This is a genomic window from Pseudomonas sp. SCB32 (assembly GCF_009189165.1).
Lineage (GTDB): Bacteria > Pseudomonadota > Gammaproteobacteria > Pseudomonadales > Pseudomonadaceae > Pseudomonas.
Window position 1 is genome coordinate 1 of the sequence record NZ_CP045118.1, and the last position, 16,030, is coordinate 16,030.

General features: G+C 63.5%; 13 protein-coding genes and 1 pseudogene. 9 read left to right on the forward strand and 5 right to left on the reverse strand.

Annotation, left to right across the window (positions count from 1 at the left end; translation table 11 throughout):
- From dnaA to gyrB, 4 genes and pseudogenes are all read left to right on the forward strand, one after another.
- Positions 1 to 1,542, forward strand: coding sequence for a chromosomal replication initiator protein DnaA (dnaA, locus tag GA645_RS00005; protein WP_152218724.1), 1,542 nt, complete (start codon positions 1 to 3; stop codon positions 1,540 to 1,542).
- 29 nt (positions 1,543 to 1,571) lie between these two features.
- A complete protein-coding gene (gene dnaN / locus GA645_RS00010) occupies positions 1,572 to 2,678 on the forward strand; it encodes a DNA polymerase III subunit beta (RefSeq protein ID WP_152218726.1) in 1,107 nt (368 codons plus the stop codon).
- A gap of 9 nt (positions 2,679 to 2,687) precedes the next feature.
- Positions 2,688 to 3,790, forward strand: a pseudogene (recF, locus tag GA645_RS00015) (DNA replication/repair protein RecF).
- Between the two features lie 3 nt (positions 3,791 to 3,793).
- Entirely contained in the window at positions 3,794 to 6,211 is a 2,418-nt protein-coding gene (gyrB, locus tag GA645_RS00020; RefSeq protein WP_152218730.1) for a DNA topoisomerase (ATP-hydrolyzing) subunit B, read from the forward strand.
- 83 nt (positions 6,212 to 6,294) lie between these two features.
- Here gyrB and GA645_RS00025 read toward each other — a convergent pair whose 3' ends face one another.
- The 4 genes from GA645_RS00025 to glyQ form a co-directional block, all read right to left on the reverse strand.
- Complete coding sequence (locus GA645_RS00025; RefSeq protein WP_152218732.1) at positions 6,295 to 7,065, reverse strand: 1-acyl-sn-glycerol-3-phosphate acyltransferase; 771 nt, start codon at positions 7,063 to 7,065, stop codon at positions 6,295 to 6,297.
- Between the two features lie 6 nt (positions 7,066 to 7,071).
- Positions 7,072 to 7,602 (reverse strand): D-glycero-beta-D-manno-heptose 1,7-bisphosphate 7-phosphatase, encoded by a 531-nt coding sequence (gene gmhB, locus GA645_RS00030; protein ID WP_152218734.1) that lies wholly within the window; start codon positions 7,600 to 7,602, stop codon positions 7,072 to 7,074.
- Positions 7,603 to 7,696: 94 nt separating this feature from the next.
- Positions 7,697 to 9,751 carry a glycine--tRNA ligase subunit beta gene (gene glyS / locus GA645_RS00035; protein ID WP_152218736.1) on the reverse strand — a complete coding sequence of 685 codons (2,055 nt, stop codon included), beginning with the start codon at positions 9,749 to 9,751 and terminating at the stop codon, positions 7,697 to 7,699.
- Entirely contained in the window at positions 9,751 to 10,698 is a 948-nt protein-coding gene (gene glyQ / locus GA645_RS00040; protein ID WP_152218738.1) for a glycine--tRNA ligase subunit alpha, read from the reverse strand. Before glyQ ends, glyS begins: the two co-directional genes overlap by 1 nt.
- Before the next feature lie 190 nt (positions 10,699 to 10,888).
- Between glyQ and GA645_RS00045 the strand changes: the two genes are divergently transcribed.
- The 5 genes from GA645_RS00045 to GA645_RS00065 all read left to right on the forward strand — a co-directional run bounded on the left by GA645_RS00045 (position 10,889) and on the right by GA645_RS00065 (position 15,051).
- Entirely contained in the window at positions 10,889 to 11,443 is a 555-nt protein-coding gene (locus GA645_RS00045) for a DNA-3-methyladenine glycosylase I (RefSeq protein ID WP_152218740.1), read from the forward strand.
- A 144-nt stretch (positions 11,444 to 11,587) separates the two neighbouring features.
- Positions 11,588 to 12,475 carry a lysophospholipid acyltransferase gene (locus GA645_RS00050; protein WP_152218743.1) on the forward strand — a complete coding sequence of 296 codons (888 nt, stop codon included), beginning with the start codon at positions 11,588 to 11,590 and terminating at the stop codon, positions 12,473 to 12,475.
- Positions 12,476 to 12,569: 94 nt separating this feature from the next.
- Positions 12,570 to 13,883, forward strand: coding sequence for an Nramp family divalent metal transporter (locus GA645_RS00055; RefSeq protein ID WP_152218745.1), 1,314 nt, complete (start codon positions 12,570 to 12,572; stop codon positions 13,881 to 13,883).
- Positions 13,884 to 13,940: 57 nt separating this feature from the next.
- Complete coding sequence (locus GA645_RS00060) at positions 13,941 to 14,207, forward strand: PilZ domain-containing protein (protein WP_152218747.1); 267 nt, start codon at positions 13,941 to 13,943, stop codon at positions 14,205 to 14,207.
- 190 nt (positions 14,208 to 14,397) lie between these two features.
- On the forward strand, positions 14,398 to 15,051 hold the full coding sequence (locus GA645_RS00065; RefSeq protein ID WP_152218749.1) for a 7-cyano-7-deazaguanine/7-aminomethyl-7-deazaguanine transporter: 654 nt from the start codon (positions 14,398 to 14,400) through the stop codon (positions 15,049 to 15,051).
- Between the two features lie 3 nt (positions 15,052 to 15,054).
- Here GA645_RS00065 and GA645_RS00070 read toward each other — a convergent pair whose 3' ends face one another.
- Complete coding sequence (locus GA645_RS00070; protein WP_152218751.1) at positions 15,055 to 15,936, reverse strand: Kdo hydroxylase family protein; 882 nt, start codon at positions 15,934 to 15,936, stop codon at positions 15,055 to 15,057.
- Between the last annotated feature and the right edge of the window lie 94 nt (positions 15,937 to 16,030).

The following is a 16,030-nucleotide window of genomic DNA, read 5'->3' on the forward strand; positions in this document are numbered from 1 at the left end:
GTGTCCGTGGAACTTTGGCAGCAGTGCGTGGAGCTTCTGCGCGACGAGCTGCCGTCCCAGCAATTCAACACCTGGATCCGACCTCTGCAGGTCGAGTCCGAAGGTGAGGAGCTGCGCGTCTACGCACCCAACCGCTTTGTGCTCGATTGGGTCAACGAGAAGTACATGGGGCGCATGCTCGAGCTGCTCAGCGAGCGTGGCAATGGCCAGATCCCGGCGTTGTCGCTGCTGATCGGCAGCCGTCGCAGCCGTACCCCGCGTGCGGCGCTGGTTCCGCAGAACCATGTCAGCATGCCGACGACGGCTCCCGCGCCCACTGTGTTTGTGGCGCCTGCTCCAATTGCCCCCGTGGTAGCCGCTCCGGCCATTGCAGAGCCGCAACCTGCGCCGGCACAGCCTGTCGCCCAACCGCTGCCTGACCTGGACGAGTCCAGCCCGGGGATCGATCCGTTGGCTGCAGCCATGCCTGCGGCAGCAGTACGCACCGAGCGCAACGTGCAGGTAGAAGGTGCGCTCAAGCACACCAGTTACCTCAACCGTACCTTCACTTTCGAGAACTTCGTCGAAGGTAAATCCAACCAGCTGGCCCGCGCGGCTGCCTGGCAGGTGGCGGACAACCTCAAGCACGGTTACAACCCGCTCTTCCTTTATGGGGGCGTCGGCCTGGGCAAGACCCACCTGATGCATGCTGTGGGTAACCACCTGCTGAAGAAGAACCCCAATGCCAAGGTCGTGTACCTGCATTCGGAGCGTTTCGTCGCGGACATGGTGAAAGCGCTGCAGCTCAACGCCATCAACGAATTCAAGCGCTTCTACCGTTCGGTGGACGCTTTGCTGATCGACGACATTCAGTTCTTTGCCCGCAAGGAGCGCTCCCAGGAAGAGTTTTTCCACACCTTCAACGCCCTTCTCGAAGGCGGCCAGCAGGTCATCCTGACCAGCGACCGCTACCCGAAGGAAATCGAAGGCCTGGAAGAGCGTCTGAAGTCGCGCTTCGGCTGGGGCTTGACCGTGGCGGTCGAGCCGCCGGAACTGGAAACCCGTGTTGCGATCCTGATGAAAAAGGCCGAACAGGCCAAGGTGGAGCTGCCGCACGACGCGGCATTCTTCATCGCGCAGCGCATTCGTTCCAACGTGCGCGAGCTGGAAGGCGCGCTCAAGCGTGTGATCGCCCACTCCCACTTCATGGGCCGGCCGATCACCATCGAGCTGATCCGTGAGTCGCTGAAGGACCTGTTGGCCCTGCAGGACAAGCTGGTCAGCATCGACAACATCCAGCGCACAGTCGCCGAGTACTACAAGATCAAGATCGCCGACCTGCTGTCCAAGCGCCGCTCGCGCTCGGTGGCGCGTCCGCGTCAGGTTGCCATGGCACTCTCCAAGGAACTGACCAACCACAGCCTGCCGGAAATCGGCGTGGCCTTCGGCGGTCGGGACCACACCACGGTGCTGCACGCCTGTCGTAAGATCGCTCAACTCAAGGAATCCGACGCGGATATCCGCGAGGACTACAAGAACCTGCTGCGTACTCTGACCACCTGACGCAGCCTCACGAGGCAAGGGACTAGACCATGCATTTCACTATTCAACGCGAAGCTCTGTTGAAACCCCTGCAACTGGTCGCTGGCGTTGTCGAGCGCCGCCAGACGCTGCCGGTTCTTTCCAACGTCCTGCTGGTTGTCGAAGGTCAGCAGCTGTCGCTGACCGGTACCGACCTTGAAGTCGAACTGGTTGGCCGCGTCACCCTGGAAGATGCTGCCGAACCGGGCGAGATCACCGTGCCGGCGCGCAAGCTGATGGACATCTGCAAGAGCCTGCCCAGCGATGCCGTGATCGACATCCGCGTCGACGAGCAGAAGCTTCTGGTGAAGGCCGGCCGCAGCCGCTTCACCCTCTCTACCCTGCCGGCGAACGACTTCCCCACCGTGGAAGAAGGTCCGGGTTCGCTGACCTTCAGCCTGGTGCAGAGCAAGCTGCGTCGCCTGATCGACCGCACCAGCTTCGCCATGGCGCAGCAGGATGTGCGTTACTACCTCAACGGCATGCTGCTGGAAGTGGGCGGCGGCACCCTGCGCGCCGTGGCTACCGACGGTCACCGCCTGGCCATGTGCTCGCTGACCAATGGCGTACCGGAAGCCCAGGATCGCCATCAGGTAATCGTGCCGCGCAAGGGCATCCTCGAACTGGCTCGCCTGCTCACCGAGCAGGATGGCGAAGTGTCCATTGTCCTCGGTCAGCATCACATCCGTGCAACCACCGGCGAGTTCACCTTCACCTCCAAGCTGGTAGACGGCAAGTTCCCTGACTATGAGCGTGTACTGCCCAAGGGCGGTGACAAGCTGGTCATTGGTGACCGCCAGGTGCTGCGCGAAGCGTTCAGCCGTACCGCGATTCTGTCCAACGAGAAGTACCGCGGCATTCGTCTGCAAATTTCCAACGGCTTGCTGAAAATCCAGGCGAACAACCCGGAACAGGAAGAGGCGGAGGAAGAAGTGCAGGTCGACTACAACGGTGGCAGCCTGGAAATCGGCTTCAACGTCAGCTATCTGCTGGACGTCCTGGGTGTGATGGGTACCGAGCAGGTGCGCATGATCCTCTCTGACGCGAACAGCAGTGCGCTGGTGCAGGAAGCGGACAACGACGACTCCGCTTATGTCGTCATGCCGATGCGCCTCTGACGCGTATCGATGTCCCTGACCCGCATTTCGGTCACCGCGGTGCGCAACCTGCATCCGGTGACCTTCTCCCCCTCTCCCCGCATCAACATCCTCTACGGCGAAAACGGCAGCGGCAAAACCAGCGTGCTGGAAGCCATCCACCTGCTTGGCCTCGCCCGCTCCTTCCGCAGTCTTCGCCTGCAACCAGTCATCCAGTACGACGAGCCCGCCTGCACAGTCTTCGGACAGGTTCGCCTGGGCAATGGATTCGACAGCAGCCTGGGCGTATCGCGTGATCGTCAGGGCGAGTTCCAGATTCGTATCGACGGGCAGAATGCTCGCAGTGCTGCGCAGTTGGCTGAAACGCTACCGTTGCAGTTGATCAATCCAGACAGCTTCCGCTTGCTCGAAGGTTCGCCAAAGGTTCGCCGGCAGTTCCTCGACTGGGGAGTGTTCCACGTGGAACAACGCTTCATGGTGGCTTGGCAACGACTGCAGAAGGCCCTGCGGCAGCGGAACTCGTGGCTCCGTCATGGTAAACTGGACGGTGCTTCACAGGCTGCGTGGGACCGCGAATTGTGTTCGGCGAGCGACGAAATCGACGCCTATCGGCGGTCCTATATCCAGGCTCTGAAACCTCAGTTCGAGAAGACGCTGGCGGAGCTTGTTCAGCTGGATGAGCTGACGCTCAGCTATTACCGAGGTTGGGACAAGGAACGCGATCTGAGTGACGTGCTGTCTTCCAGTCTGCTGCGCGATCAACAGATGGGACACACCCAGGCGGGACCGCAACGGGCGGATCTGAGAGTCCGCCTGAGGGGGCACAATGCTGCGGAGATCCTTTCCCGTGGCCAACAGAAACTGGTGGTCTGCGCATTGCGGATCGCCCAGGGGCACCTCATCAACCAGGCGAAGCGCGGTCAATGCGTCTACCTGGTGGATGACCTCCCCTCCGAATTGGATGAGAAGCATCGGTTGTCTTTGTGCCGGCTTCTCGAAGATCTGGGTTGCCAGGTGTTCATCACCTGCGTCGATCCGCACTTATTGAAAGACGGCTGGCGAACGGAAACGCCAGTGTCGATGTTCCACGTGGAACATGGACGAGTCTCTCAGGACACTACCATCGGGAGTGAAGAATGAGCGAGAACACCTACGACTCTTCCAGCATCAAGGTGCTGAAGGGGCTGGACGCCGTACGTAAGCGTCCGGGCATGTACATCGGTGATACCGACGACGGCACTGGCCTGCACCACATGGTCTTCGAGGTGGTGGACAACTCGATCGACGAAGCGCTGGCCGGTTACTGCAGCGAGATAAGCATCACCATTCACACCGATGAATCCATCACCGTTCGCGACAATGGTCGCGGCATTCCGGTGGATATCCACAAAGAGGAAGGGATTTCCGCGGCTGAGGTCATCATGACCGTCCTTCACGCCGGCGGTAAGTTCGACGACAACAGCTACAAAGTTTCCGGCGGTCTGCACGGCGTGGGTGTGTCGGTGGTGAACGCCCTTTCCCACGAACTGCGCCTGACCATTCGCCGCGAAGGCAAGGTCTGGGAGCAGATCTACCACCACGGCGTTCCTCAGTTCCCGCTGCGCCCGGTCGGCGATACCGAGGGCTCGGGTACCGAAGTGCACTTCAAGCCGTCCCCGGAAACCTTCCACAATATCCACTTCAGCTGGGACATCCTGGCCAAGCGGATTCGCGAGTTGTCCTTCCTGAACTCCGGCGTCGGCATCGTCCTGCGCGACGAGCGTGCCGGCAAAGAAGAGCTGTTCAAGTACGAAGGTGGTCTGCGCGCCTTCGTCGAGTACCTGAACACCAACAAGACTGCGGTGAACCAGGTCTTCCACTTCAACTGCCAGCGCGAAGAAGATGGCGTCGGCGTGGAAGTCGCCCTGCAGTGGAACGACAGCTTCAACGAGAACATCCTCTGCTTCACCAACAACATTCCGCAGCGTGACGGTGGTACCCACCTGGCGGGCTTCCGCTCCGCCCTCACCCGCCACCTGAACAACTACATCGAGCAGGAAGGCCTGGCGAAGAAATTCAAGATCGCCACCACCGGCGACGACGCCCGTGAAGGTCTGACCGCAATCATCTCGGTGAAGGTTCCGGACCCGAAGTTCAGCTCGCAGACCAAGGACAAGCTGGTTTCCTCGGAGGTGAAGACCGCCGTGGAACAGGAAATGGGCAAGTACTTCGCCGACTTCCTGCTGGAGAACCCGAACGAAGCCAAGGCCGTTGTCGGCAAGATGATCGACGCCGCCCGTGCCCGTGAGGCCGCGCGCAAGGCCCGCGAGATGACCCGCCGCAAGGGTGCGCTGGACATCGCCGGCCTGCCGGGCAAGCTCGCCGACTGCCAGGAGAAGGACCCCGCCCTCTCCGAACTGTACATCGTGGAAGGTGACTCCGCGGGCGGTTCTGCGAAGCAGGGCCGTAACCGCAAGACCCAGGCGATCCTGCCGCTCAAGGGCAAGATCCTCAACGTCGAGAAGGCTCGCTTCGACAAGATGCTGTCCTCCCAGGAGGTCGGCACGCTGATCACCGCGCTGGGCTGCGGCATCGGTCGCGAGGAGTACAACATCGACAAGCTGCGTTACCACAACATCATCATCATGACCGATGCTGACGTCGACGGTTCGCACATCCGTACCCTGCTGCTGACCTTCTTCTTCCGCCAGTTGCCCGAGCTGGTCGAGCGCGGCTACATCTATATCGCCCAGCCGCCGCTGTACAAGGTGAAGAAAGGCAAGCAGGAGCAGTACATCAAGGACGACGTGGCCATGGAGGAATACATGACCCAGTCGGCCCTCGAGGAAGCCAGCGTGCACGTCAACGAAAGCGCTCCCGGCCTGTCTGGCGAAGCGCTGGAGAAGCTGGTCAACGAGTACCGTGGCGTGATGCGTACCCTCGCCCGCCTGTCCCGTCTGTACCCGCAGGACCTGACCGAGCACTTCATCTACCTGCCCCGCATCGAGGCCGACAAGCTGGGGGACCAGGCTGTCATGCAGTCCTGGATCGAGCAGTTCCAGGCGCGCCTGAAGGCCGTCGAGAAGTCCGGTCTGACCTACAAGGTCAGCCTGCGCGAAGACCGCGAGCGTCACCTGTGGCTGCCGGAAGTCGAGATGGTCGCCCACGGCCTGTCGAGCTACGTCACCTTCAACCGCGACTTCTTCGCCAGTAACGATTACCGCGCGGTAACCGAGCTGGGCGCCAAGCTGAACAGCCTGATGGAAGACGGCGCCTACGTGCAGAAGAGCGAGCGCAAGAAGACCGTAGCGAGCTTCAAGGAAGCCCTGGACTGGCTGATGACCGAAGGCACCAAGCGCCACAGCATCCAGCGATACAAAGGTCTGGGCGAGATGAACCCGGAGCAGCTGTGGGAAACCACCATGGACCCGAACGTGCGCCGCATGCTGAAGGTGACCATCGAGGACGCCATCGCTGCGGACCAGCTGTTCAACACCCTGATGGGCGATGCCGTGGAGCCGCGCCGCGACTTCATCGAAAGCAACGCCCTGGCGGTGTCCAACCTGGACGTCTGAGTCCAGGACAGAACGCAGGCAAAAAGAAAGGGCCCTTCGGGGCCCTTTTCTTTTGTCTGTAGCTTTTGTTTCCGAGGCTGTCCTCAGGATGCTTCGGCAACAGTCTGAGGCGTGGCCTCCGGTGGCAGTTCACCCATGTCGCGCAGGGTCTGCACGACCCAGTTCTCGGCGCGCTGGTTGAGCTCGGTGATGGCGCGCGGGCCCTCTCCTTCGGCGTACATCGCCGGGCCGATAACGACCTGGATGGTGCCGGGGAATTTCGCCCAGCCGTTCTTCGGCCAGTATTGCCCGGCGTTGTGCGCAATCGGCAGTACCGGCAGGTTGGCGTTGACCGCCAGCGCGGCGCCGCCGCGGGAGAACTTGCCGATCTGGCCGGTGGGGACGCGGGTGCCTTCGGGGAAGATCAGCACCCAGGCGCCCTGCTTCAATCGCTCGTCGCCCTGCTTGGCCATCTGCTTGAGCGCCAGCTTGGGTTGGCTGCGGTCGATCGCGATGGGCTTGAGCAGCGCCATCGCCCAACCGAAGAAGGGAACGAACAGCAGCTCGCGCTTGAGTACCTGGCTCAGCGGCGCGAAGTAGCCGGTGAGGAAGAAGGTTTCCCAGGTGCTCTGGTGCTTGGCCAGGATCACGCAGGGCTGCGAGGGGATGTTCTCCACGCCTTTGAGCTCATAGCGCACACCGACCATCCAGGTGGCCAGCCAGACGGCGAACTTGCACCAGGCCTGGGCAATGAAGCGGTAGCGCGCCTTGAATGGCAGGAAGGGCGCGATGAGCAGGCTGAGGGTGCCCCAGACGAAGGCGCTGAACGACAGCAGCAGGTAGAAAAGAACGGTTCTGATGGCCTGCACTGTGATGAATCCTCAGGAAAGTAGATGGGCAGCGACGGCTGCCAGATCGTCGAATACCAGGGTGCCCTCGGGCAAGGGTTTGCCCAGGGTGCGCTCGCCTTTGCCGGTCTTCACCAACACTGGCTGACAATCGACGGCCAGCGCGGCGTCCAGGTCACCCCGGCTGTCACCCACGAACCAGATGCCGTGGAGCTCCACGCCGTAGTGCCGGGCGATCTGCTGCAGCATACCGGGTTTCGGCTTGCGGCAGTCGCAGCCGTCGTCGGGGCCGTGGGGGCAGTAGACGATTGCGCCGACTTCGCCGCCCTGCTCCGCCACCAGTTCACGCAGGCGCTGGTGCATGCTTTCCAGTGTCGCCAGGTCATAGTAGCCGCGGGCGATGCCCGACTGGTTGGTGGCCACCGCGACGGTCCAGCCGGCCTTGCTCAGCTGGGTGATGGCGGCGATGGCGCTGGGGATCGGAATCCACTCGTCGAGGGACTTGATGTAGTCGTCGGAGTCCTGGTTGATGACGCCGTCGCGGTCGAGGATCAGTAGCTTCATGCTTCGATAAGTCACGGGCTTCGAAAGTCAGAAATGAAAAAGCCGGGAGTCCGTCACGGCGAACCGTTGCGAACTCCCGGCTTTCAGGCGGGCATCAACCCAGCAGCGAGATGTCGGCGACGCCGAGGAACAGCCCGCGCAGCTTGGCCAGCAGCGCGTAGCGGTTGGCCTTCACGGCGCTGTCGTCCGCGTTGACCAGCACTTCTTCGAAGAAGGCATCGACCGGCGCACGCAGGGCTGCTAAACGTGCCAGGGCCGCGCGATAGTCGCGAGCCGCGGCCAGCGGAGCCACTTCGTCTTCGGCAGCAGCCACGGCGCTGCCAAGGGCCTTCTCGGCGGTCTCGGCGAACAGGCCCGCGTTGACGGCGGCGGGCACCTCACCTTCGGCCTTGGCCAGGATGTTCGACACGCGCTTGTTGGCGGCAGCCAGGGCTTCCGCTTCAGCCAGCTGACGGAAGGCCTGCACGGCCTGTACGCGTTGGTCGAAGTCCAGCGGGGCGGTTGGCTTGAGGGCGCGTACGGCCTGGTACACGGCGACGTCCACGCCTTCGTCCTCGTAGCGGGCACGCAAGCGGTCGAAGACGAAGTCCTGCACCTGCTCGGACAGACCGGCGGCCTTCACCTTGTCGCCGTACTGGGCCACGGCCACGCCAATGGCGTCGACCAGGTCCAGGTCCAGCTGCTTCTCGATGAGGATGCGCAGCACGCCCAGGGCGGCACGACGCAGGGCGTACGGGTCCTTGCTGCCGGTGGGCAGCATGCCGATACCGAAGATGCCGACCAGGGTGTCGAGCTTGTCGGCCACGGCCACCGCGGCACCGGTCAGGGTGGTCGGCAGCTCAGCGCCAGCACCGCGCGGCATGTACTGCTCGTTCAGCGCCAGGGCGACGTCCTTGGCTTCGCCACCGGCGGTGGCGTAGTAGTAACCGGCGATGCCCTGCATCTCCGGGAACTCGCCGACCATCTCGGTGGCCAGGTCGCACTTGGAGAGGATGCCGGCGCGGGCCGCATTGGTCGCGTCACCGCCGATGCGTTCGGCGATGTAGGCGGCCAGCTTGGAAACGCGCTCGGCCTTCTCGTACACGGTGCCGAGCTGGGCCTGGAACACCACGTTCTTCAGACGGGCGTTGAAGGCTTCCAGCGGTTGCTTCTGGTCCTGCTTGAAGAAGAACTCGGCGTCGGTCAGGCGCGGGCGCACGACTTTCTCGTTGCCGGAGATGATGTGCTCCGGCGCCTTGCTCTCGACGTTGGCCACGGTGATGAAACGCGGCAGCAGCTTGCCATTGGCGTCCAGCAGGCAGAAGTACTTCTGGTTGTCCTGCATGGTGGTGATCAGGGCTTCCTGCGGCACGGCGAGGAAACGCTCCTCGAAGGAGCACACCAGCGGCACCGGCCATTCGACCAGCGCGGTGACTTCGTCCAGCAGGTCGGGCGGGACCACGGCGGTGCCCTTCTGCTCGGCGGCGAGCTCGGCGACGCGCTTGGCGATGATCTCGCGGCGCTCGGCGAAGTCGGCCAGCACGTGGGCACTGCGCAGGTCTTCCAGGTAGTTGGCCGGGCTGGAGATGCGCACGTTGTCCGGGTTGTGGAAGCGGTGGCCACGGGATTCGCGACCGGCTTTCTTGGTCAGGATCTCGCAGTCGACGACGTCGTCGCCGAGCAGCATCACCAGCCACTGGGTCGGGCGCACGAACTCTTCGCGACGGGCAGCCCAGCGCATGCGCTTGGGAATCGGCAGCTCGTTCAGGGAGGTCTCGACGATGCCCGGCAGCAGGCCCACAGCGGGTTGGCCGGCGATGGACTGGCTGAACTTCAGCTTCGGACCGCTCTTGTCGATCTGCTCCAGGTCCACGCCGCACTTCTTGGCGAAGCCCAGGGCGGCCTGGGTCGGATTGCCGTTGGCGTCGAAGGCAGCCTGCAGCGGCGGGCCGTCGAGGTTCACGGTGCGGTCGGGCTGCTGCACGGCGAGCTGGTCGATCTGCACGGCCAGGCGGCGCGGCGCGGCGTAGCAGCGCGCAGCGGCGTAGGTCAGGCCGGCGGCCTTGAGGCCTTTCTCGATGCCGGCCAGGAAGGCTTCACCGAGGCTTTTCAGCGCCTTGGGTGGCAGCTCTTCGGTGCCCAGTTCGACGAGGAAATCCTTCGCGCTCATTATTCGGCCTCCTTCAGCTTGGCCAGTACTTCGTCACGCAGTTCGGGTGTGGCCATCGGGAAGCCGAGGCGGGCGCGGGCCTGCAGGTAGCTCTGCGCCACGGCGCGAGCCAGGGTGCGCACACGCAGGATGTAGCGCTGACGCTCGGTCACCGAGATGGCGCGGCGGGCGTCCAGCAGGTTGAACGTGTGCGAGGCCTTGAGGACCATCTCGTAGGTCGGCAGCGGCAGCTGCAGCTCGATCAGGCGGTTGGCTTCGCTTTCGTAGAAGTCGAACAGCTCGAACAGCTTCTCGACGTTGGCGTGTTCGAAGTTGTAGGTCGACTGCTCCACCTCGTTCTGGTGGAACACGTCGCCGTAGGTGACCTTGCCGAACGGGCCGTCGGCCCACACCAGGTCGTACACCGAGTCGACGCCCTGGATGTACATGGCCAGGCGCTCCAGGCCATAGGTGATCTCACCGGTGACCGGGTAGCACTCAATGCCGCCCACCTGCTGGAAGTAGGTGAACTGGGTGACTTCCATGCCGTTCAGCCAGATTTCCCAGCCCAGGCCCCAGGCGCCGAGGGTCGGCGATTCCCAGTTGTCCTCGACGAAACGGATATCGTGGACCAGCGGGTCGATGCCGATGGCCTTCAGCGAGCCGAGGTACAGCTCCTGGAAGTTTTCCGGGTTGGGCTTCAGGACCACCTGGAACTGGTAGTAGTGCTGCAGGCGGTTGGGGTTCTCGCCGTAGCGGCCGTCAGTCGGACGGCGGCTGGGTTGCACGTACGCCGCGTTCCAGGTTTCCGGGCCGACAGCGCGGAGGAAGGTGGCGGTGTGGAAGGTGCCGGCGCCAACTTCCATGTCATAGGGCTGCAGCACCACACAGCCCTGATCGGCCCAGTATTTTTGCAGGGCGAGGATCAGGTCCTGGAAGGTGGGCACGGCGGGCGTAGTCTGGCTCACGAATTTCACCTGTGCTGGATATGCGACTAAAACCCGGCAGTATACCCCAAGACGCTTGCAGCTTGGGCTTCCCAGCGATTTCCGGGCGACGGTCGCGCCTCTGGTGAGTCGAGGAAAAATCCGGCGGCTAGCTGTATTTGCATACAGTATTCTGTCTATAGTCAGTCTTTCCCTGTTCAGGCCGACTGCCATGCCCCGCTGCTTCTGGTGTAACGACGACCCGCTGTACATCGCCTACCACGACGCCGAATGGGGTGTGCCGCAGCGCGATGCGCGGGCGCTGTTCGAGATGCTGATCCTCGAAGGCGCTCAGGCCGGGCTGTCGTGGATCACCGTGCTGAAGAAGCGCGAGCGCTACCGCGAGGTGCTGTTCGGTTTCGACCCCGAGCGCCTGGCGCGGATGAGCGACGAGGAAATCGAGGAACGCATGCAGGACCCGGGCATCATCCGCAACTTCGCCAAGCTCAAGGCGACGCGGCAGAACGCCCAGGCCTGGCTGAAACTGCAGGACCCGGTGGGCTTCCTCTGGTCCTTCGTCGGCGGCCAGCCCAAGGTCAATCATTTCAGCGAACGCGGCCAGGTGCCGGCGGTAACGCCCGAGGCCGAAGCCATGAGCAAGGCCCTGCGCAAGGCTGGTTTCAACTTCGTCGGCCCGACCATCTGCTATGCCTTCATGCAGGCCACCGGCATGGTGATGGACCACACCATCGACTGTGACCGCTACGCCGAGCTGACTCGGACGTAGGGCGTATAACGCTCTGCGTTGTCCGCCGATTGGCCTTGGTTGCGGGCTCTGCCGAAGCGGCCCGCCGCACCGATTGAGATGCGCATTTCGCCTTCACTCTCCACCGCTGGTTAGAATGTGCGCCTCTGAATGAAGGAGTTTCCCGTGCAGAAATTCAAGGGCGCACTGGTGGTGGGCTTCCTGCGTTTGTTCGCCATGCTGCCGTGGCGCGCGGTGGGGGCCTTGGGCGCAGCCATCGGCTGGCTGATGTGGAAGATTCCCAACCGTTCCCGCGAGGTGGCGCGGACCAATATCACGCACTGCTTCCCGGAGCTGCCCCAGGAGGAACTGGAGACGCTGGTCGGTCAGAGCCTGATGGACATCGGCCGCACGCTCACCGAAAGCGCATGCGCCTGGATGTGGTCGCCGCAGAAGTCACTGCAGTACATCCTCGAAGTGGAAGGCATGGAGGTGCTTGAAGAGGCGCTGGCGTCCGGCGACGGTCTGGTCGGCATCACCAGCCACCTGGGTAACTGGGAAGTGCTCAACCACTTCTACTGCTCCTACGCCAAGCCGATCATTTTCTACCGCCCGCCCAAGCTCAAGGCCGTGGACGAGTTGCTGAAGAAGCAGCGCGTGCAGCTGGGCAACCGTGTCGCGCCCTCGACCCCCGAAGGCATCAAGAGCGTGATCAAGGAAGTGAAGAACGGCGGCTGCGTCGGCATCCCCTGCGACCCGGAGCCGGATCTGGGCTCGGGCCTGTTCGTGCCCTACCTGGGCACCACCGCGCTGACCAGCAAGTTCGTGCCGTCGCTGCTCGCGCGCGGCAAGGCGCGCGGGGTGTTCTTCCACGCCGTGCGCCTGCCCGATGGCAGTGGCTACAAGGTGATCCTCGAAGCCGCACCGGCGGACATGTACGACAAGGACATGGAAGTGTCGGTGGCCGCCCTCAGCCGTGAACTGGCCAAGTACGTGCGCGCCTACCCCAGCCAGTACATGTGGACCATGAAGCGCTTCAAGAAGCGCCCGGAAGGCGAGGCCAGGTGGTACTGAGTCAATCGCCCCGATAGACGACACCCCCCTGGATTGTTGACCCCGGGGGCGTCAGGCTGAGGCTTTCCTGTCCAACTTACTGTGAGCCTCACCCATGCTCGGCCTGCCGACCACTGCCACCGCGCCGTTCTGCCCATCGGAAGTCAAAGGCAGCATCCAGGTCGCAGCCGGCGCGCCGCTGTGGAAGCGCATCTTGCAGTTCGCCGGCCCCGGCCTGCTGGTCTCCATCGGCTACATGGACCCGGGCAACTGGGCAACCGCCATCGAAGCCGGCTCGGGCTTCGGTTACCAGCTGCTGTTCGTGGTGCTGCTCTCCAGCCTCGCCGGGATGGTCTTGCAGTGCCTGGCGATGCGCCTGGGGATAGTCACCGGCCAGGACCTCGCCCAGCTCTCACGCAGCCGCTACAGTCCGGGCACCGCGCGCCTGCAATGGGGACTGGCGGAGCTGTCGATCATTGCCACCGACCTGGCCGAAGTACTCGGCTGTGCCCTGGCCTTCCACCTGCTGCTGGGCGTCGACCTCACCGCCGGCATCCTCCTCACCGCCTTCGACACGATCATCGTCCTCGGCCTCAAGGGCCAGCGCTTCCGCCATCTGGAGGCGATCATGCTCGGCCTGATCGTCACCATCGGCGGCTGCTACCTGGTCGAGCTGCTGCTCATCAAACCCCATTGGCCCGATGTCGCCGCTGGCTTCCTGCCCAGCTGGGACGCGGTGACCGAGCGCGATCCGCTGTACCTGGCCATCGGCATCCTCGGTGCCACCGTGATGCCGCACAACCTCTACCTGCACTCCTCCATCGTGCAGACCCGCCAGGTCAGCGGCTCCAACGGCAAGGCCGCGGCGATCCGCCTGACACGCATCGACACCGTGGTCTCGCTGAGTCTCGCGCTGCTGGTCAACGCCGCGATCCTGATCCTTGCCGCTGCGGCCTTCCACGAGACCGGGCACACCGGCGTCACCGAAATCCAGGACGCCTACCGTCTGCTTGAACCCCTGGTGGGTACTGGTCTGGCCGCGATCCTGTTCGGCGTCGCCCTGCTCGCCTCCGGGCAGAGCTCCACCTTCACCGGCACCATCGCCGGCCAGGTGATCATGGATGGCTTCCTGCAGCTGAAGATTCCCTGCTGGCAACGTCGCCTGATTACCCGTGGGCTGGCTCTGATCCCGGCGCTGGTGGGCGTGCTGATGCTGGGCGACAAGGCCGTGGGCAAGCTGCTGGTGTTCAGCCAGGTGGTGCTGAGCCTGCAGCTGCCGTTCGCGCTCTGGCCGCTGATCCGATTCACCAGCGACCGTTCGCTGATGGGCGAGTTCGTCAACGGCCTTAGTACCTGCGTGCTGGCGTGGGCGCTGTTCGGCGTCATCAGCGCCGCCAATCTCTGGTTGCTGCTGCAACTGCTGGCTTGACCTGGGCACCCGCTTTCAGGCCCATTAGTGCGCTGACATTCTGGACGGATGCCACCCATGGCCAACCAACGACAACACCCGCGTACCCCGATGAAGTGCCGGATAAAGATCAGTCATCCCAGCTTCGGCGAGGTGTTCGGCCATACCCGCGACTTGTCCGACGGCGGCGTCTACGTGCGCCACGAGGCGCTGGCCGGATTGCCCGCCGGTACCCAGGTCTGCGGCCAGGTGCAGGACTTGCCGATGGAAGCGCCGGTCCTGTTGATGGAAGTGATGCGCACCGATGCCGAAGGTGCCGGCCTGCGTTTCGTCGACGAGGACTGACCCGGCTGGGATGGGAAGGCTTGTCTGCCGCGTATCTGTTCTATAGCCATCGGCAGAACGCGACTGCCCCGAGCTGAACAAAAAACGCACAAAAAACCTGACTTCCAGGTCCGGATCGGATAGAATGCGCGCCGCTCGGCATAGTGCCGGGCATGGGTTCCCTCACCCCATCGACGAAAAAGGTTCAAGCATGTCGGCGTTCTTTCCGGCGGCACGGCGCGGCGCTCTGGCCGGCCTGGTCGCGTTCCATATCCTGATCATCATCGCCAGCAACTACCTGGTGCAGCTGCCCATGACCCTGTTCGGCTGGCACACCACCTGGGGCGCGTTCAGTTTCCCGTTCATCTTCCTGGCCACCGACCTCACCGTCCGCCTGCTCGGCAAGAGCCCGGCACGACGGGTCATCGCGCGGGTGATGATCCCGGCACTGCTGGCCTCCTACGTCATTTCGGTGATCTTCCAGGAAGGCGCCTTCCGCGGCGTAGCCGCCCTGGGAGAATTCAACACCTTCGTTGCGCGGATCTCGCTGGCCAGCTTCCTTGCCTACGTGTTCGGGCAGATCCTCGACATCCAGGTCTTCGACCGCCTGCGCCGCCTGCGGCAATGGTGGATTGCGCCGGTGGTCTCGACCCTGTTCGGCAACCTGCTGGACACCTTCACCTTCTTCACCATCGCCTTCTGGCACAGTGATAACGCCTTCATGGCCGAGCACTGGGTGGAAATCGCCTGGGTCGACTATGGCGTCAAGCTGGCGGTCATGCTGATGCTCTTCGTGCCGCTCTACGGAGTCCTGCTCAAGGCCATCCTTCGCCGCCTGCGCATCGAGTCGCTGGCGGCGGTCTGAGCTTCAGACCAGCGACCGGCCCGTCAGGCGCTCCAGTACCCGCAACGGAGAGCGCTCCGGGTATTCCATGGCCTCGATCGGTAGCAACACGGTCTGCTCCAGCATGAACTGCCCTTCGCTCACGGCATGGGCGACCTGATCGCTGAAGCAGATCCAGGTGCTGCCGGCGGGAAAGGCCATGGGGCGGGCGCTATCGCCGTTCTGCAGCTCGCCGTCGGCCTTCATGCAGTCGTGCAACTGCAGCATCAGGTGGTCATAGGCGCTGCGACGGCGCTTGGTGATCTTCAACTGCGCCAGTAACCAGGTGTGCAGCGGATTGGGTTGGCGCAGGCGCTGCAGGTAACGGCGCGCGAGCGTCTCGAAATCCTCGCCGACCTGCCAGCAACGCGGCTGTCCCTTGGGGTTGATGTTGCTGAACACGCGCAGGATGCGGTCGCCGTGGAGTGGCCGCGAAGGGAAGGCGTCGACGTGCAGGCGGCGATCGTCCTTGCGCCAGGAGCTGTTCTGCGCCCAGTCGGCGATGGCGTGCACGCGCAGGCTGGTGGTCGGCTGTCGCAGCTGCCCGCGATAGGCGGGAATCAGCTCCTCCACCAGCTGCCGGCTGAAGTGGTAGTAACGCTCCAGCAACTGCTGGGTCAGCGCCTGCTGGTCGGGGTCGACGACGCCGCTGAGGCGCTCCCGTTGTACGTCGAAGCTGATGTTCTTGCGCTTGCGTTCGACCAGGTCGGGGTTCAGCAGCGCCTGTTCGGCGGGCGTAAGGTCGAAGCTCAGCTGTGGAAAGAAGAGTATCTCGCCCTGCTCCAGCCGGCTTGCCGGGGAGGCGGTGTTATCCGTGGCTTCGGGGAGCGGGGGCGATGACTCGGGTGCGGCGGCAGGGACGCTCATGGACTCTCCAGCAGGCTATTGCCGTTGAGGAGTCATATTAGACATCTCCGGAAATAATTTCGTGCTTCACCACCGGAATTGACGCCTGGCGCCG